A 26,218-nucleotide genomic window follows, 5' to 3' on the forward strand; every position below is an offset into this window, starting at 1 on the left:
CCGCCCTAACATTAATTTATTTTCTGACAATGGCACGGAATTCTACCGTGAGCAGGCTTTGATAACCAGCCGGATTTAATACTTCACCGCGACGTTATCGGTTCCTACTTGCTCTGCCAATGCCACGAGAAGATCATCATTTGCGTCAACGCGCCAAGTATCACCAAGCTGCACGTTACCCGCCTCTGTCGCGGTTTGATAGCGTACCAACACCGGCACTCCATCTGGGTTTTTGTGAGCGGCCAACGTTTCTTTAAACTGATTAAAACGACGCCCTTTCAGTTGAGCTTCGTCAACCGCTACTTGCACGCCTTGACTATATGCGGCGCGCGCTTGAGCAATATTGATTACCTTACTGCAACGCACCTTAAGCCCGCCAGAATAGTCATCTTGAGCCACTTCACCTTCGACAACCACGACCGTATCTTTGGTAGCTAAGTCACGCGATTGATCATAAAGTTCACCGTACAAGGTCACATCGATACGGCTGGAGCGATCATCAAGCGTCAAAAAGCAGAGCGAATCGCCGCGTTTTGTTTTCTTCAAGCGCAAGTCGACTATCAGCCCTGCGAAGCGCTGCTGCCGACCACGCGCAGGCTGTAGGTTCACGATCTTTTTACCCACAAAGTGCTTGAGCTCTTGCTCATATTCATCAATGGGGTGACCAGTCAGATAAAGACCTAAGGTGTCTTTCTCTCCGGTAAGCCGTTCTTTGTCCGACCACTGGCGGACATTACGGTAGTCCTCATAAGGATTACGAGGCGCCTCAGCTTCTACCTCACCAAAGAGGTCAAACATACCCGCGTCTTGGTTCTTAGCCGACTGATTGGCGGCTAGCAACGCATCACTGATCGCTGCCCACAAGGTGGCGCGATCAGGACCGAGCTTATCTAAAGCTCCAGAGCGCACCAGCGCTTCCAACACACGTTTGTTTAGGTTTTTAGGCCCTACACGTTCGCAAAAGTCGAACAAACTCTGGAAATCACCTTGGCCATCTTGGCGTGCTTTTACAATCGCTTCGATAGGCCCCTCACCCACACCTTTAATAGCACCAAGGCCATAAACGATCTCGCCTGCGTCATTCACCGTGAACATGTACTCGCCCGCACACACATCAGGCGATACGGGCGCGATACCCATGTTGCGGCACTCTTCAATGAAGATAACCACCTTCTCGGTAGTTTGCATATCCGAAGACATGACCGCTGCCATGAAAGGCGCAGGATAGTGCCTCTTTAGCCACGCGGTTTGGTAAGAGACCAATGCATAAGCCGCCGAGTGAGACTTGTTAAAGCCGTAGCCCGCAAACTTCTCTACAAGATCAAAGATGTTGCCTGCAAGATCACGATTGATGCCATTATTCTCAGAGCCCTCAAGGAAGATCGCCCGCTGTTTCGCCATCTCTTCAGGCTTTTTCTTACCCATCGCACGACGCAGCATATCCGCACCGCCCAACGTGTAGCCTGCCATCACCTGAGCGATCTGCATAACCTGCTCTTGATAGAGGATGATGCCGTACGTCGGCTCCAAAACGGGTTGCAATGAATCTAACTGGTAATCAGGGTGCGGCCAAGCAAGCTCGGCGCGGCCATGCTTACGGTTGATAAAGTCATCCACCATTCCCGATTGCAAAGGGCCGGGACGAAACAGCGCCACGAGGGCGACAATATCTTCAAAGCGCGATGGTAGCAGGCGTCTTACCAGATCCTTCATACCACTGGACTCAAGCTGGAATACAGCGGTTGTTTCAGCCGATTGCAGCAGATCGAAGGTGGGCTTATCCTCTAAGTCAATGCGCGCGATATCGAGCGGCTCTTCACCCATCTTTTCACGCTTTGCATTAATGGTTTGCAGCGCCCAATCAATGATGGTCAGGGTTCGCAGCCCCAAGAAGTCGAACTTAACCAAGCCCGCCTCTTCAACATCTCCCTTATCAAACTGAGTGACTAGGCCCTGCCCTTCGGCATCACAATAGGTCGCAGAGAAATCAGTTAGCTTGGTGGGGGCGATAACAACACCACCGGCGTGCTTACCGACGTTACGCGTCACGCCCTCAAGCTTGTACGCCATCTCCATGATCTCTTGAGCTTCTTCGCTACCCTCAACAAACTCGCTAAGGGCAGGCTCTTGATCCATCGCTTTGGACAGCGTTATCCCCACCTCAAAGGGGATCAGCTTCGAGAGCTTATCAGCCAAACCAAACGCTTTACCCTGAACACGAGCCACGTCACGCACCACCGCTTTTGCCGCCATCGTACCGTAGGTAATGATCTGCGATACCGCATCACGGCCGTATGTTTGAGCAACATAGTCGATGACCTGATCACGATTCTCCATACAGAAATCGATATCAAAGTCAGGCATGGAAACCCGCTCTGGGTTTAGGAAGCGCTCAAACAGGAGGTCATATTCCAAAGGATCAAGATCGGTAATCTTCTGCGCATAAGCGACCAAAGAGCCCGCACCAGAACCCCGTCCAGGGCCCACTGGAATGCCGTTGTCTTTCGCCCACTGGATGAAGTCCATGACGATCAAGAAATAACCGGGGAAACCCATCTGCGTAATGATATCGAGCTCAAACTTGAGACGGTCATCATACGCTTGTCGTTTCTGGGCGTACTCTGGATCCTCTTTATCCAGTAAAACCGATAGCCGCTCCTCTAGGCCGTCCTCTGAAACCTTGCAGAAGAACTCATCCATCGTCATACCCTCAGGAATGGGGTACTTCGGTAGATAATAGATGCCTAGATCCAGCTCGATATTACAGCGCTTGGCGATCTCTACTGTGTTCTCTATTGCACTTGGAATATCGCTAAATAGCTCAGCCATCTCTTCGGCTGAACGAAAGTGTTGCTGCTCGGAGTAGTTACGCGGGCGACGCGGATCTTCAAGCGTGCGGCCTTGGTTAATACAAACCCGCGCCTCGTGAGCCTCGAAATCCTCGGCATCCAGAAACATCACTTCATTGGTCGCCACCAGCGGGCATTGCTTTTCGATACCCAGCCGCACACTTTCGCTAACGACAATATCTTCGCTTGGCCGCCCAGTGCGCTGCACCTCTAAGTAGAAACGCCCCGGGAAGCGAGTCATCCACTCATCAAGCAATGCGTCAGCCGTCCCATTACCCGAGATCATCGCTCGACCCACTTCACCGTCTCGCGCTCCGGATAGGCAGATCAAACCTGCTGACTTTTCAGTGACCCACTCTTTGTGGACCAGCGCCTTATCCACAATGTAGTTTTGTCCCTCAGCATACGCCTGAGAGATTAACTCCATCAGATTTCGATAACCCTGTGCGTTTTGTACCAGCAAGGTTATCCGGTGCGGCTCCCCTTCAGGATCATGCTCATTCAGAACCAACAGATCTGCACCACAGATCGGTTTGACCCCAGCACCTAATGCCGCTTTGTAAAACTTAACCAGTGCGAATAAATTAACCTGATCAGTAATCGCAACGGCTGGCATATTGTTCGCTGCCGCCGCCTTGAGAAGCCCCTTTACACGCACCAAGCCATCGATCAAAGAGAACTCAGTGTGAACACGTAGATGGACAAAGTTAGCCGCACTCATGAGGTGTGCCCCTCCAAAAGATTCCTCACCGGTTTAAATGAGCGTCGATATTCTGGAAGCACTTTAAGAGTGGCCAGCGCCTCTAGGTGCGCTTTGGTGGGGTAGCCCTTATGACGATCAAAACCATAATCGGGGAACTGCTGATGCAGCGCATGCATTTCACGATCTCGCACCACTTTCGCCAAAATGGAAGCGGCACTGATCTCAGCAACCTTAGAATCACCTTTGACCACCGCTTCGCATGGATAAGGCAGCTCTGGGCAGCGATTACCATCCACTTTGACATACTCGGGCTTCACTTCTAGGCCCATCACAGCGCGCTGCATAGCTAGCATACTGGCATGAAGGATATTGAGTTCATCGATTTCGGCAGGTGTGGCGCAAGCGACCGACCAACTCAACGCTTTCTCTTGAATTTCAACGAATAACGCTTCACGACGCTTCTTTGACAACTTCTTTGAGTCGGCTAACCCGTCAATTGGGCGCTCTGGATCGAGTATTACCGCAGCGGCGACAACATTTCCCACTAAGGGGCCACGTCCCACTTCATCAACACCGGCAACACGTGCAGCCGCAGAGAAATCAAATACTTCTGATTGCATTTAACCCTCCTTAGGGCGCATATCGTGAAGGAGTTTTTCAATCGCATTCGCTGCCTGCTCACCAGCGTTGCAACGCAGTTCAGCACTCAATTGCACAAAACGAGCCTCGACATGTTGCCGGTAATCTCTATCTTGCAGCGCTCGCACGAGTGCCTCTGCTAAACATTCTGGTTCAACGTCGTCTTGTAAGATTTCCGGCACCAACGATTCACCGGCCAAAATATTCGGTAGTGCAACGTAAGGAGTTTTGACGAGCCGAGAAAAAATGCGAAATGTGATAGGCGACATACGATAGGCCACCACCATCGGACAGCCCAGCAACGTCGCCTCAAGAGTTGCTGTGCCTGAAGCGATCAATACAGCATCGGCAGCTTTGAGAACTTCTCGCGATTGCTTCATGACTAATCGTGCTGGCAGCTCAGGATGGTGTGACAACAGCTGTGACAACTCATCAAAGCGCTTCTGATTAGCGGCAGGAATAACAAACTGTATATCGCCGGATAACTGCGCTTGAAGCCGTTTTGCCGCGGCAAGAAAAGGCGCTGCTAAGTACTTGACCTCACTGCCTCGACTACCCGGCATCAGTGCAACGACTGTAGCATTATGTGGTAACTCCAGTGCATCCCGACAATCAGCTTTTGTCAGCGCTGCTATCGCGATCTGATCTGCCAAGGGATGGCCAACAAACTCAACACGTTGTTGAGTCTCGCGATAGTACTTCGGCTCGAACGGGAACAGCGTCAACAACAGATCCACAGCGCGCTTAATCTTGAAAATGCGCTTACGCTTCCAAGCCCACACTGAGGGGCTCACATAATGAACTGTGTTAATCCCAGACGCTTTGAGGCGTTCAGCGAGACCAAGATTAAAGTCTGGCGCATCGATACCAATAAACAGATCAGGGGGATTAGCGATCAAGTCGTTGGCAAGGTCACGGCGTAAACGTAACAGCTCCCACAAACGCCCTAAGACCTCAACTAATCCCATGACAGAGAGGCGCTCTATCGGCACGATAGACCGGAAACCTTTGGATATCATCAAGTCGCCGCCGATACCGAAAAACTCGGCATCGGGGTAGCGTTGTTTGAGATGGGTAATGAGGTCAGCCCCCAAAATATCGCCGGAAGCCTCTCCAGCTACCATTGCAATACGTAAACTGGGCACTGTAGATCCTTAACGAATAATGCCTCGGCTAGAGGCTTGAAGCGTTGCTATCAATGGCTGGACAAGTGCAGCTTCTGGCAGTTGCAGCAACGCTTCCAAGGCTTGTTCAAGCGTTAGCTTCTGGCGATAAACCAAACGGTACGCCTGCTTTAGCACGCGCAACTGTTCAGGGCTGAAACCACGGCGCTTGAGCCCCTCAGCGTTAATGCCGTGAGGAGATGCAGGGTTACCTGTTGCCATGACATAATCAGGTACATCTTTAAGCACAACAGTACCAGCCCCACACATAACATGTGAGCCGATGCGGCAAAACTGATGCACCGCTGTAAAGCCACCTAGGATGGTATGATCACCCACATGCACGTGTCCTGCAATAGCCACGTTGTTCGCCATGATGGTGTGATCTCCAACCACACAATCGTGCGCGACATGAGCATTGGCCATAAACAAATTATCGCTGCCGATCTTTGTCAGCGAGTTGTCTTGCACCGTTCCACGATGCACGGTAACACCTTCACGAAATACGTTTTCATCACCTATTTCGAGGCGTGTTGGCTCACCAGCGTACTTCTTATCTTGACACTCCTCACCAATCGATGAGAACTGAAAGAACCGGTTATTGGTCCCGATGGTAGTCGGCCCCTTGATCACCACGTGGGACGCAACAGTGGTCCCTTCTCCGATAACAACATCAGACCCAATATAACTCCAAGGCCCGACAGTCACATTGTCAGCAAGCTTAGCACCCGGTTCAACGATAGCGCGGGGATCAATCACGATTTATACCTTTCGGTCAGCACACAAGATAGTAGCGGAGCTAACAGTGTCACCGTCGACAGTTGCTTTGACATCAAACTTCCAAATACCGCGGCGTTCTGAGACGACCTTTGCCTCAAGGCGCAGTTGATCACCAGGTACAACTGGGCGCTTAAAACGCAGATTATCAGCTCCAACGAAGTAATAGATAGAACCGTCTTGAGGTTTCTTATCCATCGTCTTAAAGCCTAGCACACCTGCGGCTTGAGCCATGGCCTCGACGATCAAAACACCTGGCATCACCGGATGATCTGGAAAGTGACCATTAAAGAAAGGCTCGTTGACGGTTACATTCTTAATCGCCACGATGGATTCACCCGGGTTGAGCTCGATCACTCGATCAACAAGAAGAAACGGGTAGCGATGGGGTAAATATTCCCTGATTTCATTAACATCCATCATGTGTTTATTAACCTTTAACTCGAGATATTTTCAACTTTTTGTTCCAATAGAGCGATTCGTTTAGCCATGCTATCCAGCTGCTTAAATCGAACCACATTTCGCTTCCAGCTTGTATGGCCTTCCTGACCAGTACCAGAAGATACAACTTGACCTGGCTCTGTCACGCTACGGCTTACCAGCGACATTGCAGTTACATGGGTTTTTTCAGCAAGGACCAAGTGCCCTGCGACTCCTACACCACCTGCCAGTGTCGAGCGGGCGCCAATTTTAGTGCTTCCAGCGATACCAGTACAGCCGGCAATCGCAGTTTTTTCCCCAATAAGGACGTTATGCGCTATTTGCACCAAGTTATCGATAATAGCGCCGTCTTCGACCACTGTATCTGAAAGAGCACCTCTATCGATGGTGGTATTGGCACCGATCTCTACACCATGGCCAATCCGAACACCGCCTAATTGGTGGATCTTTTCCCAGCCATTCGCTGAAGGCGCGAAACCAAACCCATCGGCCCCCAGCACAGCATTACTGTGAATTAAGCACCGCTCACCAACGTTTACGTGATCGTATAACACCACGCCCGCCTCTAAACGTGTGCCTGAGCCAACGTGGCAGTAGCGACCTATAGTAACGTTAGGCCCAACATAAACGCCCTCACCGATTGAGCTACCAGCACCGATTACTGCACCATCAGCAATAAAAGCGGTTGGCGCGACGCTCGCCTCACAATGAATAACGGCAGACGTCGCAACATGCGGGGTGACATCGTCGCGCCAATCAAACAGCGCCGATGCTTTGGCGTAAGCCAGATAAGGGTTTGGCACACGAATGTAAGCAATATCAGCTTTAGGGGGTTCTAAAGTCTCGGCAACGAGCACAGCTGTCGCATCGGTAGACTTTAGATATTTCGCATAACGAGGATTTGCTAAAAAGCTCAAACTGCCAGGTTGCGCTGATTCCAATGTACTAAGACCTGCTATCTGCAGATGTTCATCTCCCTCGACTTGGCCGCCGACATGCTGTGCGATTTCAGAGAGAGTGTAGTACTTCGGCATTAGCGGTTATTCAACATATCAACAACACGTTTGGTAATATCGTGCTGTTTACGCGCATATACAGTCGCTTGCTTAGCGATGATAATGTCGTACTCATTTGAGTCGATCAGCTCGCGAATGATAGCGTCCATTTTAGGGCGCATCATCTCTAGAAACTCTTGCTCTTTCTGTGCCTGCTTTTGCTGAATCTGCTGACTGCTACGCTGGTACTCTTCGAAGGCTTTCTGAAACTGCAAACGCGCTCGGTCAGCTTCATCTTTAGACATTGAGCTCCCCTCTTTCTGAAGGCGTTCACGAATCTTTTTAGCCTGCATTTCCAGCTCAAGGATGCGGTCTTGATCAGTTTTCAGTTCTGACTTGAGCTCTTCGCGATACTGCTTCGCAGCCTTAGTCGATAACAAAGCTTCTTGAACACCCAACACCGCAACTTTTCCGTCAGCCATAGCCGTTGTTGCAAATAGAACACCGCAAGCTAACGCCAGCGCAGAAAGTGTCTTTTTAATCATTTTCTATCCTTTTAAAAGCTCTGACCAAGAGAGAACTGGAACAGCTGTGTTTCGTCGCCAGACTTATCATTCAACGCTTGACCCACACTGAGTGAAAGAGGCCCCATTGGCGATAACCATGTAATACCGACACCTGCGGAGTAGCGCAGTTCATCAAACTTAACGCCTTCTTGGCAGAAGGAGTTCTCTGACGAAGATTTGACACACTCAGAAGCAAAGACGTTACCACCATCCACAAATACCAATGAACGCCATGCCGATTGGTCCTCAATAAACGGCAGCGGGAAGATCAGTTCAGCGCTACCCACCATCATAATATTGCCGCCAAATGGGTCGTTGTTCGAGTCACGGGGGCCTAATGAGTTGTTGTCAAAGCCACGAACGGTACGGATACCACCTGCGAAGAAGTTCTTGAAGAACGGATATGCATTGCTACCGTAGCTGTCCGCGAAACCTAAACGGCCTTTAAAGCCAAGCACCCAGTTAGAGCCATCAGTGATTGGGCGATACCATTTTCCACGATAAGATGCTTTGTAATAACTTAAATCACCTACGGGAACACCGAGCTCCAAACTCAGACGGTTTTCATAACCTCTAGTCGGGAAGATGGCACGGTTTAGGTGGTTATCTTGCCAAGCCAGCGTGCTCTTCACGTTGAAGTATTCATCACCCTCTTGCTTGATAAACTCATTGATCTCTTCAACGGGCTTGAAAGGGTTCGTCTTAATATTGATGTTTTCTAAACCAAACGAGAAGCTCAAGCGCTGATAATCATCGATGGGGTAACCAAATGTGATACCACCACCGAACTCATCCAAAGAGTAACTACTGACATCATCCTCTTCGAAGTCACGCTTACGATAGAAGACATCAAAACCTCGGCTAACGCCGTTGACCGTGTAGAAGCGATCAAGATAGTTGAAGCTCACCTCTTTCTTAGTTGAGCTGTTAGCGATATTAAAGCCTACTTTTTTACCCGATCCTAAAAAGTTATCCTGCTGTACACCCAAGTCGATAATAAACCCATCGCTCTGGGAGAAACCTAAACTCGCAGTAAACTGGCCAGACTGCTGCTCTTCGAGTGTATAGTTAAGATCGACTTGGTCATCCGTACCTGCAACAGGTGTCGTCTCTAAATTGACATTACGGAAGTAGCCGGTGCGCTCTAACTTCTCTTTCGTGCGCTCAATATTCTCGACCGAGACCAGAGCCGCTTCCATCTGCTGCATTTCACGGCGAATAACATGATCCGCAGTATCGCTGTTGCCTTTAATATTGATTCGGCGCACGTACGTTAATTTACCCGGCGCGACAAAATACTTAAGGCTGACGGTCTTATCGTCTTCGTTAACTTCAGGAATGGGGCTCACATTGGCAAACATATAACCACTGTTGCCATACAGCTTGGTGATTTTGTCCTGCACATCGATCATATCTCGGCGCGAGAACAGCTCACCAGATTTCAGGCTCAGCGCGTTGTCGATCTGCTCTTTAGGAAGTACAAGGTCACCCGTTACCGCAACATCCTTCAAACGGTACTGTTCACCCTCATCGATGCTAACCGTGATAAAGACGCTTTTCTTATCCGGCGTGATCGAGACATCGGTGGAGTTTACAGCGAAGTTCACGTAGCCGCGGTCCATGTAATAAGACTTAAGACGCTCTAGATCTCCTGACAGTTTCTCCCGAGCATAACGATCATCTTTAGTGTAAAAAGACCAGAAACTAGGCAGCTTCAAAGAGAATAGCTTTTTTAGCTCCTCGTCAGAAAAGGCTGTATTACCTACGATATTAATATGTTGGATAGAGGCAACACTGCCCTCCTTCACATTAATGTTTAGCGCTACGCGGTTTCCTGCCAGTGGTTCTACTTCTGTATCAATGGCTGCACCGTAACGGCCCTGCCCTACATAAAGACGTAACAGGTCGAGCCGAATTTGGTCTAGAGCCGAGCGTTTAAATACATCACCCTCTTTCAAACCTGACTGCTCCAACCCTTCCAGCAACGCTTCATCTTTGATGACTTTATTGCCGTCTAAACGGATCAAACTGATTGCAGGTCGCTCTTTAACCGTTAATACAAGAAACTGATCTTCACGTGCGATCGAGATATCTTCAAAGTAACCCGACTTAAACAGCGCGCGTGTTGCATCGGATAAGCGTTGCTGGTCAACGGTATCGCCTGAGGCGATAGGAAAATTACGAAAGACGATGCCAGGCTCTACGCGCTCAATCCCTTCTAAACGTATATCTTGCACTTGAAACGGCTGAAACATCGCGTTCGCGACACTGGCCCATAAGCTCAAGCCCGCAGCAAATCCTAATTTCTTAAGCATCTATTTTTTCCTAAACAACACTTATTGGCTTTAGAGGCGCATAAAATCGTTTATCAGCGCCAAGCTCATCAGGGAAAACAGTATGGCAGCCCCTATTTTGAAGCCCATTATTTGGACTCGTTCGCTAACAGGCTTACCGGTCACCATTTCAACTAGGTAATAAACCAAGTGCCCACCGTCCAAAACAGGAATAGGGAGCAAATTGAGCACCCCTAAACTGATACTTAGGTAAGCCAGAAAACTGATAAAATCTTCTAAACCAGAGGCAGCAGAAGCGCCAGCCACTTTAGCAATCGTGATCGGGCCACTCAAGTTTTTGACAGAGATAACGCCTTCAATCATCTTCCAGATCGAATCGAGCGTTAAGGTGATCATCGACCAGGTTTTGCCAACAGCCTCAGCTACCGCATCAACCGGGCCATAACGCAACTCACGCTGCATCTCTTGGGGCCACTCCGGTAGCTGTACTTCGGCACCAATTAAGCCAACCGTTACGCCATCGTCTCTGCGATGACTCGCAGGGGTAACAATAATATCGAGCTCGCGCCCATCGCGTAAAACAAGAAAGCTAAGAGGCTTACCTGCCGACGCTTTTATTATTTCCACAAAAGCGGCCCACTCTTGAACGGGCTGCCCATCAACTGCCATAACAAGATCGCCCGCTCGAATGCCAGCCAAGCTTGCTGAACCACCATCAACCACTCGAGCAAATTGCGGTTTTACAACGGGGCGATATGGAGAAATTCCCACAGCAGCTAGTGGAGATTCGTTTTCTAGATCGACACGCCAATTTTCAAGGCTTAAAACGTAATTTCGAGGCTCAGCACTCGCCGATGTTTTTACACCCAGATCTAGCTGCTTGCTTTCGCCTACATGCGCAGCCAACGCTAGATTAACTTCCTGCCAAGAGCGCGTATCTCGACCATCAATGGAAACAATTTCAGCACTAACAGGAACGCCTGCGCGCGCTGCAATGGATGCTGAATCGACCCCACCAATGATAGGTGCAACGGTCGATACACCAGAGAGAAACATCGCCCAATATGCGATGACAGCGAAAATCAAATTAACGAGCGGTCCGGCGGCAACAATCGCGAAACGTTGGTAGACAGACTTGCGATTAAACGCTTGGGACTTTAACGCTTCCGGCACTTCGCCTTCACGCTCATCCAACATTTTGACATAGCCACCCAAGGGGATAGCTGCAACGACATACTCTGTGCCGTCTTTACCGCGTTGACTCCAAAGCGCTTTACCAAACCCCACGGAAAAGCGCAGCACTTTCACTCCACAGCGTCGAGCTACCCAAAAGTGCCCCCACTCATGAATCGTCACAAGGATGCCCAAAGTAACAATTAAAGACGCTACAGTGTGTAAAAAGTCCATAAACTATGCCAACGAGAGCGCGGATAGGCCAATGTAAAAAAACGGCACCGCAGCTAAAATACTATCGATGCGATCAAGCACACCGCCATGCCCAGGCAAAATGCGACCGCTGTCTTTCAAACCTGCATGTCGTTTCAGTAGGCTTTCAAACAGATCCCCCATTACGGAGACCAAGCCAACAACAACACATAGCAACGTTAAAAGGACCAAATTCAAAAGACTTAGTTCATTCCAGTAGGCAAAACCTGCTGCGGTTAACGCCACTGCTAGTAGGCCACCAAACACACCTTCCCAAGTTTTCTTCGGGCTGACATTTGGCGCAAGTTTGCGACTACCCCAACGCTTACCCGAGAAGTAAGCTCCGATATCAGCCGCCCATACGACTAGAAGAACAAGCAGAATCCAGCTATTACCAGCATTTAACGCTTTTAGCTCCACCATACTTAACCAAGCGGCAGAGAGTAGCAACAAACCGATGAGCGCACGAATCGCTGTTGACTGCCATGCACCGGGAATGGGGTATCGATACACCCAGATAAAAGCGATACCCCAGACAAGCGCCGCAGGTAGAAGAACCGTAACACTGGAGCCTGCCGAAAAGAGCTGCTGCGCAACGGCTAGTGCTAAAAAAACACCACTGGTAAACAACGCCTTAGTCGCTACGTTGCGAAGCCCCGCTAAGGCTGCCCACTCCCAAGCACCGAGCAGCGTCACAAAAGCAAAGAAAAGCGAAAAATACTCTAAGGGGAGCAGGAAAACACATGCGAGCACAACAGGAGCCAATAACGCAGCCGTAATAACACGTTGTTTTAGCACTTATCGGCCTCTAGTTGTTCACTGGTTTTGCCAAAGCGACGCTCCCGAGTACAGAAGTCACGAATCGCTTCACCTAATGATTGCTTGCTAAAGTCAGGCCAGAACAGGTCACTGAAGTAGTATTCGGTGTATGCCATTTGCCAGATAAGAAAATTACTAATGCGACTCTCTCCACCTGTACGAATGCATAGATCTGGTTTGGCCTGACCGTAAAGGGCAAGGTAAGGGTCAAACGAGGCTTCGGTTAAATCAGCAGGCTTCTTCTCGCCCGACAAGCAGTCTTCAGCGAAACGCTGGGCAGCTTGAACAATATCCCACTGACCACCGTAATTGGCTGCAACGTTTAACGTCAAACGTGTATTTTCAACCGTTAGTGCTTCGACTTTAGCGATTCTCTCTTGAAGAGCTGGACTGAAACGGCTTTTGTCTCCGATAACATTGAGACGAATGCCATTCTTTTGCAGCTTGCGCGCCTCACGATCTAGCGCCAGCATAAAGAGTTCCATTAACCCTTTAACTTCTAGCTCCGGTCGTTTCCAGTTTTCGCTACTGAATGCAAACAGCGTCAATGACTCAACTCCATACTCAACACAGCCTTCAATGACGCTACGCACGCTGTCAACACCCGCCTTATGGCCTGCCAGACTTGGCAAACGACGGCTCTTAGCCCAGCGATTATTCCCATCCATAATAATAGCGATATGCTTGGGCAGCTTTCTATCATGGGGGATGTCTAACTTTTCATATACGGACATAAAAGCAACAGGGGCGCCGCAACGCCCCTTAAAACCCTGTTAGATTTCCATCAAATCCGCTTCTTTTTTCTCAAGCAGGCTATCGATTTCAGAAACGTACTTATCAGTCAATTTCTGGATGCCATCCTGACCGCGGCGTTCTTCATCTTCAGAGATCTCCTTCTCCTTAAGAAGATCTTTCAAGTCGCTGTTCGCATCGCGGCGAATGTTACGCACCGATACACGCGCTGTTTCAGCTTCTTGACGAGCCTGACGAATGTAGCCTTTACGCGTCTCTTCAGTCAGAGGAGGCATTGGAACACGAATCACGCCACCATTTGTGGCAGGGTTCAAGCCCAGATCCGACTTATAAATCGCTTTCTCGATGTCTGTTACAAGCTGCTTTTCCCATGGAGAGATCATCAGCGTACGCGCATCTTCAACGCTTACGTTAGCCACTTGTGACAAAGGCACATCAGAGCCGTAGTAAGAGATCTGAATGGAGTCCAGCAGGCTTGGGTGCGCGCGCCCGGTACGAATCTTCTTAAAGTTTTCAACCAACGCATCAGCACTTTTCTTCATGCGTGCTTCAGCATCTTGAGCGATCTCATTCAGCATACTTTTCTCCTATTTCCTCACCTTCAGTAATGAGGGTACCTTCATCGCCACCCATAAGCAGATTCACAAGAGCGCCTGGGCGGTTCATATTAAATACTCGTAACGGCATCGCATGGTCACGAGTTAAGCAAATAGCAGTCAGATCCATAACGCCGAGCTGCTTTTCTAATACTTCATCGTATGACAGGTGTAGGTAACGCTTAGCACTTGGATCCTTCATCGGATCTGCCGTGTACACACCGTCTACTTTTGTCGCTTTCAACACAACGTCAGCTTCAATCTCGATACCACGCAAACACGCTGCTGAATCAGTTGTAAAGAAAGGGTTACCTGTACCAGCAGAGAAGATAACCACATCGCCCTGGCTCAAATAACGCATCGCGTTACGGCGATCGTAATGATCAACCACACCGCTCATTGGGATAGCAGACATAACGCGCGTCGCAATATTGGAGCGTTCCAACGCATCACGTAATGCTAGAGAATTCATTACAGTTGCAAGCATACCCATGTGATCGCCAGTGACGCGATCTAGGCCTGCTGCGCTAAGTGCCGCACCCCGAAATAGGTTGCCGCCACCAATCACTATACCAACCTGAACACCAATCCCGACTAGCTGACCAATCTCAAGGGCCATACGGTTGAGAACTTTTGGGTCGATACCAAAATTCTCTTCGCCCATCAGCGCTTCACCGCTGAGCTTTAAAAGAATACGTTTATAATGGGCACGCTTAGTGTTTTCGGTAGGCATAAGAAGTCTCCGCGAACGAAGTTAGAGGAATTAGAGTCTAAACGATGAATGCGCTGCAATACAGCACATTCATCGGATACAAAGTAGAGCTTAGCCGTTCAGCTGAGCAGCTACTTCTGCAGCGAAGTCAACTTGTTCAACTTCGATACCTTCACCCACTTCCAAACGAGCGAAAGAAGCAACGCTACCACCAGCAGCTTTTACCATCTCACCAACTTTTTGGTCTGGGTTTTTAACGAACTGCTGCTCAACAAGGCTGTTTTCAGCCAAGAACTTGTTGATACGACCAACAACCATTTTCTCAGCGATTTCAGCAGGCTTGCTAGCCATATCTGGCTGAGCCATGATGATCTCTTTCTCTTTGTTGATCACCTCTTCAGGCATATCATCTTTAGATACAACCTGAGGGTTAACAGCTGTTACGTGCATAGCAACGTCTTTCGCCGCTTCAGCATTAGCACCGTTTAGCGCAACGAGTGCAGCGATACGGTTGTTGCTGTGTACGTATGCATCTACGTTTTCGCCTTCAACTACAACTGCGCGACGAACACCGATGTTTTCACCGATCTTCTGCACCAGCGCTTCACGTGCAGATTCCAGCTCACCAGCCATCAAAGAAGCAACGTCTTCTGTCTTAGCAGCAAATACTGCATCGGCTACCTGAGAAGCAAACGCCAAGAAGCCTTCATCGCGTGCAACGAAGTCAGTCTCAGAGTTGATTTCAACGATAATGCCGTAAGAATTATCGTCTGCAACTCGTGCAACAACAACACCATCAGCTGCTGTACGACCTGCTTTTTTAGCAGCCTTCATACCAGAAGATTTACGCAGCTCTTCAATCGCTTTCTCAATATCACCGTCATTTTCAGCCAGTGCTTTTTTGCACTCAAGCATTCCAAGACCAGTACGATCACGCAGTTCTTTAACCAGCTTCGCTGATACACCCGCCATTTTTCATTACCCCTTGATTGGTTCAATCAAAATCTAAAAAAGGGGAGCGCGGCTCCCCTTATATACGACTCTGCAGAAGATAAACTTCACATTTGACAGAGTAATTACTCTGCAGCAGACTCTTCTACTTCAACGAATTCGCTCTTTTCGCCACCAGCAACTTCACCACCTTCAGCACATGCATTTGCAACAGACTGAACGTAGATTTGGATTGCGCGCAGTGCGTCATCGTTACCTGGGATAACGTAATCAACACCATCTGGGTTGCTGTTCGTATCAACGATACCGATAACTGGAATGCCCAGCTTGTTCGCTTCGTTTACAGCGATACGCTCGTGATCAACATCAACAACGAATAGCGCGTCTGGAAGACCGCCCATGTCCTTGATACCACCGATAGAGCGCTCTAGCTTATCCATTTCACGCTGACGCATCAGCGCTTCTTTCTTAGTCAACTGAGCGAAAGTACCATCGTTCGCTGCAGATTCTAGGTCGCGTAGACGACGGATAGACTGACGAATAGTTTTGTAGTTAGTCAGCATACCACCCAACCAACGGTGGTTTACGTAAGGCATGCTTACACGCTGAGCTTCTTCTTTGATGATTTTGCTAGCTGCGCGTTTAGTACCAACGAACAAGATTTTGTTCTTGTTCTGAGCCATACCTTTAACCACGTCCAACGCACCGTTCAGTGCTGGCAGCGTGTGCTCAAGGTTGATGATATGGATTTTGTTACGAGCACCAAAAATGTATTGAGACATTTTTGGGTTCCAGTAACGAGTTTGGTGACCAAAGTGAACACCTGCTTTTAGCAGGTCACGCATTGTAACTTGTGCCATGATTTAGCAATTTCCTGTAGTTTATTGGGTTTTACCTCCACATACCCCAGCTCCCAACCGCAGTGCGGCACCCAGAAACTGTGTCGGTATGTGTGTGGGATATACTCCGAAACCGTACCTGCGATTTCGGGTGCGCGATTTATACCACAAAGCGCCCTTTGATTAAAGATAAATTACTCAATCCCTACAGGTCCTTGCCCAATGAGCTGCCGCCGAGCATGGGATATTTTCCACAAGCGAACGAGGTTGATACAATTGCACGACAGTCCTTTTAATCTTCTGCAGCAGTCACACACTGCCTGCAGCTAATACGTGATGACTTTATGACTATTGTTATTAAAACCGCTGAAGAAATTGAAAAGATGCGCGTCGCGGGGCGCCTTGCCGCAGAGGTGCTTGAGATGATCGAGCCCCATGTAAAAGCGGGCGTAACGACGAATGAACTGAATCAAATTTGCCACGACTACATCACGAATGAGCAACAGGCGATTCCAGCACCTCTTAACTATCACGGTTTTCCCAAGTCAATCTGCACGTCAGTCAACCAAGTTGTCTGCCACGGCATCCCAAATGACAAGAAGCTGAAAGACGGTGATATAATTAACATCGACATTACCGTCATCAAAGATGGCTACCATGGCGACACGAGTAAAATGTTCTTTGTTGGCAAAGAGCAACCTCACGCTCGCCGTCTCGTTGACGTGACACTCGAGTGCCTGCAAAAAGGTATTGAACTGGTCAAGCCGGGTGCCAAACTTGGCGATATTGGCCACGTGATCCAGCAGTATGCAGAATCCCAGCACTATAGCGTGGTTCGTGAATACTGCGGCCATGGCATCGGCAAGGAGTTCCACGAAGAACCTCAAGTGTTGCACTACGGCCGCCCCGGTACCGGCGTCACCCTCGAAGAGGGTATGATTTTTACGATTGAACCGATGATCAACGCAGGTAAGCGCCACGTCAAACTATCTAAGAAGGATGGCTGGACCGTGGAAACTGCCGACCGCCGCCTATCCGCTCAGTGGGAACATACGATCCTCGTGACTGCTGATGGCTACGAAGTTCTGACCAAGCGTAGCGAAGAAAACTATTAAAATGAGTTAAGCACCTATGACAACGCACCTTCAGCAACTCGTCGATGTCGGCGACTATATCGACAGCGAAACGATGGAGCTGCGGCTCATCACCGGAGAGCCTCCGTTTAAGGTTTTTAAAGAGACCATTGCACAGGCTACCGAGGAGATGAACGAACGTTTCCGCGAGGGTGAAGATATTCGCAAGCTGGTGTACGGGCGAGCGAGCGTTATCGATAGGGTGCTAACATCAGCATGGAATATCTTTGACTGGCCATCGGATGCGCAAGTATCACTGGTTGCCGTCGGTGGCTACGGTCGAGGAGAGCTCCACCCTCATTCCGATGTCGATATCATGATTTTGGTGGATGGCATCGAACCACAAGCATTTGAAGAGAGCATCAGCCAGTTTCTCACGCTTTTGTGGGATATCAATCTCGAGATTGGCTCTAGCGTACGCACCATTGAAGACTGCTACACCGAAGCACGTGACGATATCACGATCGCTACAAACCTCATTGAGTCACGCCCCCTAACCGGCGACCCTACGCTACACCAACGCATGTATGACCGTGTTACCTCGGAAGGCGCTTGGACAGATAAAGAGTTCTTTCTGGCCAAACTGCACGAGCAAACAAATCGCCACGAGAAAACGAATAACACTGAGTATAACTTAGAGCCGAATCTCAAAAATTCACCCGGCGGGTTGCGCGACCTGCAAACCATTGGCTGGGTTGCCAAACGGCACTTCGGTGCAACATACATCCGAGATCTGGTCGATCATGGCTTCGTAACCGAGTCTGAACTCGAAACCCTCAACAAAGGCGAACTCTACCTGTGGACCGTGCGCTATGCGCTGCACTTGCAGTGCAACCGCCGTGAAGACCGCCTTTTGTTCGACCACCAACGATCTCTGGCCGCGTTCTTTGGTTACGCCGATCAAGACGGCGCGCTGGCTGTTGAGCAGTTTATGAGCAAATACTATCGTGTCGCCATGACGATGGCCGAGTTCAACGATATGTTGCTCCAGTATTTCGATGAAGCGATCCTCAAAACCGAAGATGAGCAGGTCGTTACACCGATTAACAAACGCTTTCAGATTCGTAACCGCCGTCTCGAAGTGACCTACGATAAGGTATTCGAGCACCATCCCTTTGCGCTGCTTGAATCTTTTGTGTTGATCGCTCAGAACGATGAGATCACTGGCGTGCGCGCCTCAACGATCCGTTTGATTCGTGACCACAGACATCTTATTGATGATGAGTTCCGCAACGATCTGCGCAACACCACACTATTCATGGAGTTACTGCGCTCGCAGAACGGCGTCTCCACCGAACTGAAGCGCATGAACCGCTACGGCATCCTTGGGCGCTATTTACCGGAGTTTGGCCGTATAGTGGGTCAGATGCAGCACGACTTGTTCCACATCTACACCGTGGATGCGCACACGCTAAAAGTTATTCAGAAGATGCGTCAATTCCGCCACCCTGAATATCGTGAGCAGTTCCCCATTGCCCATCGCGTTGTTAACCAACTACCTAAGATCGACCTGCTTTATATCGCAGGTCTCTTCCATGATATCGCTAAGGGCCGCGGTGGCGATCACTCGGAGCTAGGTGCCGTGGATGCCATGGCATTTTGCGAACGCCACCATTTAGGCAAATGGGATAGCCACCTCGTGGCCTGGTTGGTGGAGAACCACCTTCTCATGTCGATGACGGCGCAGCGTAAAGATATCTCGGATCCTGAGGTGATACATACCTTCGCGATGCAGGTGCGTGACATCGTGCACCTCGATTACCTCTATGTGCTGACGGTTGCGGATATCAACGCTACCAACCACACCCTTTGGAACAGTTGGCGGGCCACACTGATGCGCCAGCTCTACATGGAAACTAAGCGTGTATTACGCCGAGGCCTCGAGAACCCGATCAACAAAGAGGATCGGATTGAGCAGATGCAGCACGAGGCGATGTTCATCCTCAAGCGCGCCGGCAAACCAGAAAACGATGTTGATGACTTTTGGCACACGCTGGGCGAAGACTACTTTTTGCGTGAGGAAGCTAAAAATATTGCTTGGCATACTCAATCGATACTAGAACACGGTGATAACGAGCTGCCGCTGGTATTGATCCAGAAAACCTCCTATCGCGTGTATGAAGGCGCCACAGAGATCTTCATCTACAGCAAAGATCTACCGAACCTCTTCTCGGCGACCGTCGCGACACTCGACCAGCTGCGCTTAAACATCCAAGATGCACGCATCATCGTGACGGATGACGGACGCACGCTAAACACGTACACCGTACTGACCGACGATAATGAACCTCTTTCAGAGAACCCCGCCTATTTAAATAGCATTCGTGAAAAGCTGATTGATGCATTGGATGATCCAGAAGATTATCCAGAGATCATTCATCGACGCGTGCCAAGGCAAATGAAACTGTTTGCTATGCCAACACGGGTTTTCTTAAGCAACGACCCGACCAACCATTTGACGGTTATGGAAGTTCAATCACCCGACCGTCCAGGTCTGCTGGCGCGTATTGGGCAGATTTTCTCTGAGATGAACGTATCAGTGCGCAAGGCAAAGATCTCCAGCGTTGGTGAACGCGTGGAGGACTTCTTCTTTATTACCGATGAGCATGGCCAGCCCTTCAGTGATGTTGAGCTGTGCGAAACTTTGCAACGTAGAGTCTGCAAAGAACTCGACGAACAGATCCGCGACGAATAACGGGAGCCTTATGGACACTAAAACACAAACTGAAATCGAAGCCGCTGCATTTCGACGCCTTGTGGCTCACTTAGACAGCCGCAAAGATGTCCAGAATATCGACCTGATGAACCTTGCTGGTTTTTGCCGCAACTGCTTATCTAAGTGGTACTTAGCGGAAGCGCAAGAACGCGGCGAAGAGATGGATTATGATGCCGCTCGCGAAGCGATTTACGGCGAGCCGTACGCACAATGGAAAGACAAGTATCAGCAGGAAGCAACCGCTGAGCAACTCGCAGCATTTAACCAAGCCACGAGTGACAAAGCTTAACTAACAGCGATCACTGCAGCTCGCTCCAGGCGCGCTGCAGTTGATTCATATCCACCTCTAATACCGTCGCATACGTATCATCCTGCACCGGATAACTCTTGACCACTCGAGCACCACGCACAAATCCTGCAACAGCTGTTTTAAAAGAATCGCTCTGTAGCACCATATCGTTGACCGTTGTGGTACCGAATACATACTGTCCGTGCACAATACCCACCAGTTCTTGATATGCCCGTAGCTTAGAGGCCCGCATCGCCATCACAACTTTCTGCTGCCGCGTTGCACCAGGCTGCAAACTAATAGGTGCATAGCCGGTTGCACTCACCCAAACCGGTTCCACAGGTTCAACGGATGTTGGTGGAAGATCTGGCAATGCTTCAACAAGTTCAACAGCTGTTTTTCCTGCCGTCTCACAACCGGCCAACATAACAGTTAAAAGCAGTAGTCCAATATATTTCATCGCGTTGCCCTTGATGGCCCAACACCATTTTCAATGATGTATCCGTTTTGTAGTGCTTTCACCGGATCAAACCCCGGACGCATCCCCTCCAGCAGATCATTGCTGATATGCGTTTGTGCTGACGCCAAGACTTGGCGAGTGGTGGTGTCTAGCACACGTGCATTCAAAGTGATGCCATCGGGATGTTTTGCGTAGGTCCCCGTCAGGACAAAAAAGATCTTATAACGCTGCCGTAACGCCGAGATATTTTGTCGCGACACCGGCGACTTCACCGTCGTGGCTAAACTAACCGCGCGATAGTCAACCAAGTTATAGCCGCGTTGTTGCATCGGGAATATAAAACTCTCTGAAATACGCTCACCCAATAGTGGATCTGGCACGCTGTTGCGCAGCGGCATAAACTTAACCACTGCAACAGGGAAGCGCTTCACTCGGCTTTGATTCAAGCCATTGATGAGCTGATCAGACATCTGCTCCACCGCTTGGCTGATCGGGTCACTCAAGCGCGGCTGTTCAATGGAACCATAGGTATGAGGCTCAGCCACGACCTGATTCCGCGCCTGATTCACCACCGCCTTGCTCGCTTGCGGGCTCAGCTTCTCGATGGTTACCGCAACAGGCTGCTGGTAGCTGCATCCTGATAACCCAAGTACCGACAGCAACAAAAGGCTAAATCGCTTATATTTCATGCTTTGTGCTCATACACTTTTTCAGACCAATTTATCACACTTTTCACATCGGTAAGCAGATCAACGATAGATTGCATGTCGCCGGCAAATTGCATACCTTTCTAGCGTCTATTAACTATATCGGTCGGGCCCCACTCATGTTGAGATATATTCGATCTACTCTACTGTGTCTTCTACTCGGTGTTGTTTCCACGGCACATGCCGCCAGCATTGAGGCGACGGGACAGGCGTTTCTGGTCGATGGTGATTTAGGAAAAGCACGGGAACAAGCGATCAACGATGCAAAGCGCCAGGCCTCGCTACAAGCAGCCGCCTACATCAGCAGCACTCAACAGTTGAGCAACGGCATTCTCGAGATCGATAATATGCGCGTCTCTACACTGAGTACCATTCGCGACGTTGAAGTGTTGGATGAGAAGCTATTCGGCAACAAGCTCCATGTGCGTATCCGCGCCGAGGTAGAGGTGGATACCGCCTGCGAAAATGGCGGTTCAGGCAATAGCTTTCGCAAAACTGTTGCAGTGTCAGCTTTTCCTGTTGAACAACCTGCACAGAAAAACCTTGGGGGCTTTCGCCACATCGATTCACTCCTCGCCAAACAGCTCGTTGAGCGAATCAACCGCCACCCAAACCTATCAGCACTCAATGCCGGGCACTTACAGCTACAAAACCCCTTGAGCACAGCAGCCACTCACCAATTAGACAATGGTGCTCTCACCACACTCATGCGCCATAGCCAGCAGTTGGACACGCAATATATCGTCTCTGGTGTGGTACGTGATCTTTCGATGGTTGACCCAAGCGTTATGCAAGAGGAGAACCTCTTCGTATCCACCTACAATCGTTTAGACTACAAAAGCGATAAACACCTGCGTAACTTTGCTATCGATCTCTATATTCACGATGGCTTTAGCGGCGCCTTGATCGACCAGTTCAGCCTTGCAACACAGGGACGCTGGACGTTACAACCCAACCAACAAACCGGCTTTGCGACCCCCGCTTTCTATGAGCAAGCGTACGGAAAGGCAGTGGCCGATCTCTTAAAAGATGCCGCCAAGCAGATCACTGAAAAACTGCGTTGTATGCCCTTTTCTGCCCGGATTACGGCTGCAGACAGCAACCGTTTGTGGATAGCCTCTGGCCAGCGCAGTGGCTTAAAGGTCGGTGATAAGCTGTCGGTTTACCGTAAAAGCGTCATGTATAACCCATCAGGCCCAGCAACTACGGAACTGATTAACACCCAGCAGACTCTGACCATTAGCGACGTTCAAGCAACGTCGGCTTCTGGCTTTATCGAAGGCTCAACATCACAGCACAATATCCAAATCGATGACGTTGTAATCTTCTGGTAAAGGTTTACTTCATTGGGGCCGCCTCTATAATCAGCGGCTCTTATATATCAACGGGTAACAAGGGTCCGGCAATGCAAACAGAACTGTTCAATCAGTTAGAAGCAAAAATTGAAAACATGATCGACGAAGTCGAGCTGCTACGCTTAGAGATCGCAGAGCTCAAAGAAGCCAAAGCTGCGCTAGAAGCTGAGCAGCAATCAAACGTCGATAACCTGCAGCGCCTGCTAGGCAAATTCTCTACGCTTGATGCTGCTGAGTAACGCGAACTAATTAGCGCGCGTTCCGCGAATGCTAATCTCGACACGACGGTTAAGCGCACGCCCGGCAGCCGTCGTGTTATCTGCTACAGGGTAACGTTCACCATAGCCCTGTGTACTGATCCTCAAACGCTCCACTCCTGCGCCAGTTAGAAAGTTAGCCACACTCGCCGCTCGGCGTTCAGACAACGTCTGGTTATACTCGAAGCTGCCTTTGCTATCCGTAAAACCCTCAACCTGAATAACCGTCTTATCATATTCGCGCAGTACCAGCGCCACCGAATCCAGCACAGGATAGAAGCTATTCGCGATCTGATAATCTTCCGTATTGAACGTGACATGGCCCGGCATCACCAAACGAATCGCATCGCCTTGGCGCTGAATACCAACACCCGTACCCGCTAAACGCTCTCTCAACACCGCCTCCTGCTGATCCATGTAGTGGCCGATGCCGCCGCCGATGCCACCGCCAACCAGCGCGCCAATCGCAGCACCTTTAGCACGATCACTGCGGCTAGAAACAGCAGCGCCTAAGAGCGCGCCCGTTACTGCGCCAATCCCTGCGCCTTTTGTTGCTTGACTTGTTTTCTGTTCACCCGTGTAGGGATCGATTGTCGAGCAACCTGCCAGTAGCGCAACCAGCAACACAGGGGTAAGTTTTTTCATCTTAAAGGACCTCAATTAATCTACACTACGCGCTTTAAGACTTGCCAGCAGGCGAATAATTCCTTCACTCACGCGACATAACACCGCAATCAGGGTCTATCGCTATGATTTATTGTGGATATTCCCTATTCCCTATCTAGCAACGACTTACGTCTATCGCTAGAATAATGCGTTACACACGAGATTCAGCTAGTTTCCAGCCGAGGAGTTTTCATTGTCTCATCTACCTCTTATCGTCGGTTTTGGTGGCGTAAACCCCGCCGGACGAGGCTCATTCCACCATGCCTATCGCCGCATTATTCTGGATAAGCTAGACGTACAAACCCAGCAACAAACGCTCTTGAATCTCGCCACATTGATGGGTTTAGCACAGTATCAGGACGGCCAATACCTTAACCAAGCCGGTGAAGCGTGTGCCTTGGATGCTCTGCTAAGCGATATCAACGATCAGATTCTAAATAGCACCCTGATCCGCCAGATCGAGCCAGACACGTTTGATGTAAATAAGGTGGTGATGAACAAAGCTGCAGCACTGCAGCCCACGGAAGACTCACTGAGCTTTACACTGCGCAAACGCCAATTGCCTAATGTGATCCCTGACAATTGGACCGTCGAGCCAACGAATGGGCAAGAGGTAAAGATCACCGTTGCTGGAAAGCTGGACGCCATTTTACCCGACTTCAAAGAAGCACCGGTTAAGGCGGCAGGCCAACTACCAACCGGCTTCAAGCCAGGCACTCTCTATCAATCTCGTAACCACCCACGCAATCTACAGATGACGGTTTTCGCCGCATCCGATGCATTGTCGTCAGTGGGTATTCCGTTTGAAGAGATCCTCAACCAAGTCGCGCCCGATCAAGTGGCTGTTTATGCTAGCAACTCAATTGGCCAATTAGATGACTTAGGCTTTGGTGGTTTAACGAAATACCCCTCTATCGGGAAACGCACCTCATCCAAGCAGATGCCGCTGGGCTATGCTCAGATGCCAGCTGACTTTGTTAACGCTTACATCCTTGGCAACGTCGGTACTACCGGTGGCGCACTCGGTGCCTGCGCTACGTTCCTCTATAACTTACGCAGTGCCGTACAAGATATCCGCAGCGGTAAGCGCAAAGTGGTATTGGTTGGCGGCAGTGATGCTCCTGTGACTCCCGAAGTCATCGAAGGCTTCCGCGCCATGGGTGCACTTGCCGAAGACAAAGACTTAAAAGCGCTCGACAAAAAAGAGCAGCTGACACCTGAGGACTACCGCAAGGCGTGTCGTCCGTTTGGTGATAACTGCGGCTTCACGATCGGCGAATCGAGCCAGTTTGTCCTACTCATGAGCGATGATCTGGCAATGGAGCTTGGTGCTGAGGTCTACGGCCTAGTACCCGATGTGTTCGTCAATGCAGATGGCCATAAAAAATCGATCTCCGCGCCGGGTATCGGTAACTATATGACCCTTGGTAAGGCAGCGTCGTTGGTCAAGAGTGTGCTGGGTGAAGAGTCTTTGCAGCAGCGCTCGTTTGTGCAAGCTCATGGTACAAGCACCCCACAAAACCGCGTTACTGAATCGCACGTTATTAACGAAATCGCCACAGCGTTCGATATTCCTGCGTGGCCAGTGGCTGCCGTAAAATGCTATTTAGGGCACTCCCAAGGAACCGCCGGTGGCGATCAGCTCACCACATCGCTAGGTACTTGGGCATACGGTTATATCCCGGGCATTCAAACCACCACGCATATCGCGGATGATGTTTACCAAAGCAACTTGCGTTTCTCTCAAGAGCACGTTGAAGTTGGCCAAACCGGCATGGACACCGTTATCCTCAACTCCAAGGGTTTTGGCGGTAACAACGCCAGTGCACCAGTCTTTGGGCCACATGTAGCGAAGGCACTCCTGCGTAAGAAATACGGTGAAGCTCGCTACACCGCTTGGGAACAAAAACGTGCCGCGACACTCGAGTGCGCGGAGCAGTATAACTATGAAGCAACTCATGGTTTAGCATTGCCCATCTATCGTTACGATAACAACGTGCTGGAGGGATATGACTTGGATATTACCGCCGAGCGTATCAAACTCCCAGGCTATACAAACAGCATCAGTTTGGCCGAAGAGAACCCATTCAGCGACTTTATGGACTAATAGGGA

The 26,218-nt window shown here is 49.8% G+C and carries 24 protein-coding genes; 6 read left to right on the forward strand and 18 right to left on the reverse strand.

Annotated features, from left to right (window positions below; genetic code table 11):
* Positions 1 to 75: 75 nt before the first annotated feature.
* The 15 genes from dnaE to rpsB form a co-directional block, all read right to left on the reverse strand.
* Positions 76 to 3,570, reverse strand: a complete 3,495-nt coding sequence (gene dnaE / locus E4L36_RS08990; protein ID WP_136680323.1) for a DNA polymerase III subunit alpha — start codon at positions 3,568 to 3,570, stop codon at positions 76 to 78.
* Complete coding sequence (gene rnhB, locus E4L36_RS08995; protein ID WP_136680324.1) at positions 3,567 to 4,172, reverse strand: ribonuclease HII; 606 nt, start codon at positions 4,170 to 4,172, stop codon at positions 3,567 to 3,569. The genes dnaE and rnhB overlap by 4 nt, the downstream gene beginning before the upstream one ends.
* Positions 4,173 to 5,336 carry a lipid-A-disaccharide synthase gene (gene lpxB, locus E4L36_RS09000; RefSeq protein ID WP_206064536.1) on the reverse strand — a complete coding sequence of 388 codons (1,164 nt, stop codon included), beginning with the start codon at positions 5,334 to 5,336 and terminating at the stop codon, positions 4,173 to 4,175.
* A 9-nt stretch (positions 5,337 to 5,345) separates the two neighbouring features.
* Positions 5,346 to 6,113: an acyl-ACP--UDP-N-acetylglucosamine O-acyltransferase gene (lpxA, locus tag E4L36_RS09005; protein WP_136680325.1), complete on the reverse strand. Its 768-nt coding sequence runs from the start codon at positions 6,111 to 6,113 to the stop codon at positions 5,346 to 5,348.
* A 3-nt stretch (positions 6,114 to 6,116) separates the two neighbouring features.
* Positions 6,117 to 6,554, reverse strand: a complete 438-nt coding sequence (fabZ, locus tag E4L36_RS09010; RefSeq protein WP_127694399.1) for a 3-hydroxyacyl-ACP dehydratase FabZ — start codon at positions 6,552 to 6,554, stop codon at positions 6,117 to 6,119.
* Between the two features lie 14 nt (positions 6,555 to 6,568).
* Positions 6,569 to 7,606, reverse strand: coding sequence for a UDP-3-O-(3-hydroxymyristoyl)glucosamine N-acyltransferase (lpxD, locus tag E4L36_RS09015; RefSeq protein ID WP_136680326.1), 1,038 nt, complete (start codon positions 7,604 to 7,606; stop codon positions 6,569 to 6,571).
* Complete coding sequence (locus tag E4L36_RS09020; protein WP_127694397.1) at positions 7,606 to 8,112, reverse strand: OmpH family outer membrane protein; 507 nt, start codon at positions 8,110 to 8,112, stop codon at positions 7,606 to 7,608. Before E4L36_RS09020 ends, lpxD begins: the two co-directional genes overlap by 1 nt.
* A gap of 11 nt (positions 8,113 to 8,123) precedes the next feature.
* Positions 8,124 to 10,448, reverse strand: coding sequence for an outer membrane protein assembly factor BamA (gene bamA, locus E4L36_RS09025; protein ID WP_136680327.1), 2,325 nt, complete (start codon positions 10,446 to 10,448; stop codon positions 8,124 to 8,126).
* Between the two features lie 30 nt (positions 10,449 to 10,478).
* Positions 10,479 to 11,834, reverse strand: coding sequence for a sigma E protease regulator RseP (gene rseP / locus E4L36_RS09030; RefSeq protein WP_136680328.1), 1,356 nt, complete (start codon positions 11,832 to 11,834; stop codon positions 10,479 to 10,481).
* Positions 11,835 to 11,837: 3 nt separating this feature from the next.
* A complete protein-coding gene (locus tag E4L36_RS09035; RefSeq protein ID WP_136680329.1) occupies positions 11,838 to 12,650 on the reverse strand; it encodes a phosphatidate cytidylyltransferase in 813 nt (270 codons plus the stop codon).
* A complete protein-coding gene (uppS, locus tag E4L36_RS09040) occupies positions 12,644 to 13,405 on the reverse strand; it encodes a polyprenyl diphosphate synthase (RefSeq protein WP_136680330.1) in 762 nt (253 codons plus the stop codon). Before uppS ends, E4L36_RS09035 begins: the two co-directional genes overlap by 7 nt.
* 39 nt (positions 13,406 to 13,444) lie before the next feature.
* On the reverse strand, positions 13,445 to 14,002 hold the full coding sequence (frr, locus tag E4L36_RS09045) for a ribosome recycling factor (RefSeq protein WP_136680331.1): 558 nt from the start codon (positions 14,000 to 14,002) through the stop codon (positions 13,445 to 13,447).
* Positions 13,992 to 14,753: a UMP kinase gene (pyrH, locus tag E4L36_RS09050; RefSeq protein ID WP_127694391.1), complete on the reverse strand. Its 762-nt coding sequence runs from the start codon at positions 14,751 to 14,753 to the stop codon at positions 13,992 to 13,994. Before pyrH ends, frr begins: the two co-directional genes overlap by 11 nt.
* 90 nt (positions 14,754 to 14,843) lie before the next feature.
* On the reverse strand, positions 14,844 to 15,704 hold the full coding sequence (gene tsf, locus E4L36_RS09055) for a translation elongation factor Ts (RefSeq protein WP_127694390.1): 861 nt from the start codon (positions 15,702 to 15,704) through the stop codon (positions 14,844 to 14,846).
* Positions 15,705 to 15,808: 104 nt separating this feature from the next.
* On the reverse strand, positions 15,809 to 16,543 hold the full coding sequence (rpsB, locus tag E4L36_RS09060) for a 30S ribosomal protein S2 (RefSeq protein WP_127694389.1): 735 nt from the start codon (positions 16,541 to 16,543) through the stop codon (positions 15,809 to 15,811).
* 323 nt (positions 16,544 to 16,866) lie between these two features.
* Between rpsB and map the strand changes: the two genes are divergently transcribed.
* Genes map through E4L36_RS09075 form a run of 3 tightly spaced genes read left to right on the forward strand, consistent with a single transcriptional unit; the run spans position 16,867 to position 20,660 of the window.
* Positions 16,867 to 17,637 (forward strand): type I methionyl aminopeptidase, encoded by a 771-nt coding sequence (gene map / locus E4L36_RS09065; protein WP_127694388.1) that lies wholly within the window; start codon positions 16,867 to 16,869, stop codon positions 17,635 to 17,637.
* A 16-nt stretch (positions 17,638 to 17,653) separates the two neighbouring features.
* Positions 17,654 to 20,350: a [protein-PII] uridylyltransferase gene (locus E4L36_RS09070; RefSeq protein WP_136680332.1), complete on the forward strand. Its 2,697-nt coding sequence runs from the start codon at positions 17,654 to 17,656 to the stop codon at positions 20,348 to 20,350.
* 10 nt (positions 20,351 to 20,360) lie between these two features.
* Positions 20,361 to 20,660, forward strand: a complete 300-nt coding sequence (locus tag E4L36_RS09075) for a DUF1244 domain-containing protein (RefSeq protein ID WP_127694386.1) — start codon at positions 20,361 to 20,363, stop codon at positions 20,658 to 20,660.
* Positions 20,661 to 20,670: 10 nt separating this feature from the next.
* On the opposite strand, the gene E4L36_RS09080 is transcribed toward E4L36_RS09075, so the two are convergent.
* Both E4L36_RS09080 and E4L36_RS09085 read right to left on the reverse strand, forming a co-directional pair.
* The gene (locus E4L36_RS09080) at positions 20,671 to 21,120 is read right to left on the reverse strand and encodes an LPP20 family lipoprotein (protein WP_127694385.1); all 450 of its coding nucleotides are present in this window, start codon (positions 21,118 to 21,120) and stop codon (positions 20,671 to 20,673) included.
* Positions 21,117 to 21,809, reverse strand: a complete 693-nt coding sequence (locus tag E4L36_RS09085; RefSeq protein WP_136680333.1) for a FlgO family outer membrane protein — start codon at positions 21,807 to 21,809, stop codon at positions 21,117 to 21,119. The genes E4L36_RS09080 and E4L36_RS09085 overlap by 4 nt, the downstream gene beginning before the upstream one ends.
* 137 nt (positions 21,810 to 21,946) lie before the next feature.
* Between E4L36_RS09085 and E4L36_RS09090 the strand changes: the two genes are divergently transcribed.
* Both E4L36_RS09090 and zapB read left to right on the forward strand, forming a co-directional pair.
* Positions 21,947 to 23,161, forward strand: a complete 1,215-nt coding sequence (locus E4L36_RS09090) for a flagellar assembly protein T N-terminal domain-containing protein (protein ID WP_136680334.1) — start codon at positions 21,947 to 21,949, stop codon at positions 23,159 to 23,161.
* Between the two features lie 71 nt (positions 23,162 to 23,232).
* Positions 23,233 to 23,421 carry a cell division protein ZapB gene (gene zapB / locus E4L36_RS09095; protein ID WP_127694382.1) on the forward strand — a complete coding sequence of 63 codons (189 nt, stop codon included), beginning with the start codon at positions 23,233 to 23,235 and terminating at the stop codon, positions 23,419 to 23,421.
* A 6-nt stretch (positions 23,422 to 23,427) separates the two neighbouring features.
* Here the strand turns inward: zapB and E4L36_RS09100 are convergent, their stop codons facing one another.
* The gene (locus tag E4L36_RS09100) at positions 23,428 to 24,084 is read right to left on the reverse strand and encodes an OmpA family protein (RefSeq protein WP_136680335.1); all 657 of its coding nucleotides are present in this window, start codon (positions 24,082 to 24,084) and stop codon (positions 23,428 to 23,430) included.
* 214 nt (positions 24,085 to 24,298) lie between these two features.
* On the opposite strand from E4L36_RS09100, the gene E4L36_RS09105 reads away from it, so the two are divergent.
* Complete coding sequence (locus E4L36_RS09105) at positions 24,299 to 26,212, forward strand: beta-ketoacyl synthase (protein ID WP_136680336.1); 1,914 nt, start codon at positions 24,299 to 24,301, stop codon at positions 26,210 to 26,212.
* Positions 26,213 to 26,218: the final 6 nt, after the last annotated feature.

This window comes from Neptunomonas sp. XY-337 (genome assembly GCF_004959845.1).
GTDB classification, from domain to species: domain Bacteria; phylum Pseudomonadota; class Gammaproteobacteria; order Pseudomonadales; family Balneatricaceae; genus Neptunomonas; species Neptunomonas marina.

Excerpts from the sequence above, each read along its gene's own strand:
- map (WP_127694388.1), top strand. The coding sequence starts at position 16,867 with ATGACTATTGTTATTAAAACCGCTGAAGAAATTGAAAAGATGCGCGTC.
- E4L36_RS09070 (WP_136680332.1), top strand. The coding sequence starts at position 17,654 with ATGACAACGCACCTTCAGCAACTCGTCGATGTCGGCGACTATATCGAC.
- E4L36_RS09080 (WP_127694385.1), bottom strand. The coding sequence starts at position 21,120 with ATGAAATATATTGGACTACTGCTTTTAACTGTTATGTTGGCCGGTTGT.
- bamA (WP_136680327.1), bottom strand. The coding sequence starts at position 10,448 with ATGCTTAAGAAATTAGGATTTGCTGCGGGCTTGAGCTTATGGGCCAGT.
- dnaE (WP_136680323.1), bottom strand. The coding sequence starts at position 3,570 with ATGAGTGCGGCTAACTTTGTCCATCTACGTGTTCACACTGAGTTCTCT.
- uppS (WP_136680330.1), bottom strand. The coding sequence starts at position 13,405 with ATGTCCGTATATGAAAAGTTAGACATCCCCCATGATAGAAAGCTGCCC.
- E4L36_RS09075 (WP_127694386.1), top strand. The coding sequence starts at position 20,361 with ATGGACACTAAAACACAAACTGAAATCGAAGCCGCTGCATTTCGACGC.
- fabZ (WP_127694399.1), bottom strand. The coding sequence starts at position 6,554 with ATGATGGATGTTAATGAAATCAGGGAATATTTACCCCATCGCTACCCG.
- tsf (WP_127694390.1), bottom strand. The coding sequence starts at position 15,704 with ATGGCGGGTGTATCAGCGAAGCTGGTTAAAGAACTGCGTGATCGTACT.
- lpxD (WP_136680326.1), bottom strand. The coding sequence starts at position 7,606 with ATGCCGAAGTACTACACTCTCTCTGAAATCGCACAGCATGTCGGCGGC.
- rseP (WP_136680328.1), bottom strand. The coding sequence starts at position 11,834 with ATGGACTTTTTACACACTGTAGCGTCTTTAATTGTTACTTTGGGCATC.
- zapB (WP_127694382.1), top strand. The coding sequence starts at position 23,233 with ATGCAAACAGAACTGTTCAATCAGTTAGAAGCAAAAATTGAAAACATG.
- pyrH (WP_127694391.1), bottom strand. The coding sequence starts at position 14,753 with ATGCCTACCGAAAACACTAAGCGTGCCCATTATAAACGTATTCTTTTA.
- rnhB (WP_136680324.1), bottom strand. The coding sequence starts at position 4,172 with ATGCAATCAGAAGTATTTGATTTCTCTGCGGCTGCACGTGTTGCCGGT.
- frr (WP_136680331.1), bottom strand. The coding sequence starts at position 14,002 with ATGCTGAATGAGATCGCTCAAGATGCTGAAGCACGCATGAAGAAAAGT.
- E4L36_RS09090 (WP_136680334.1), top strand. The coding sequence starts at position 21,947 with ATGTTGAGATATATTCGATCTACTCTACTGTGTCTTCTACTCGGTGTT.
- E4L36_RS09100 (WP_136680335.1), bottom strand. The coding sequence starts at position 24,084 with ATGAAAAAACTTACCCCTGTGTTGCTGGTTGCGCTACTGGCAGGTTGC.
- rpsB (WP_127694389.1), bottom strand. The coding sequence starts at position 16,543 with ATGGCACAAGTTACAATGCGTGACCTGCTAAAAGCAGGTGTTCACTTT.
- E4L36_RS09020 (WP_127694397.1), bottom strand. The coding sequence starts at position 8,112 with ATGATTAAAAAGACACTTTCTGCGCTGGCGTTAGCTTGCGGTGTTCTA.
- E4L36_RS09085 (WP_136680333.1), bottom strand. The coding sequence starts at position 21,809 with ATGAAATATAAGCGATTTAGCCTTTTGTTGCTGTCGGTACTTGGGTTA.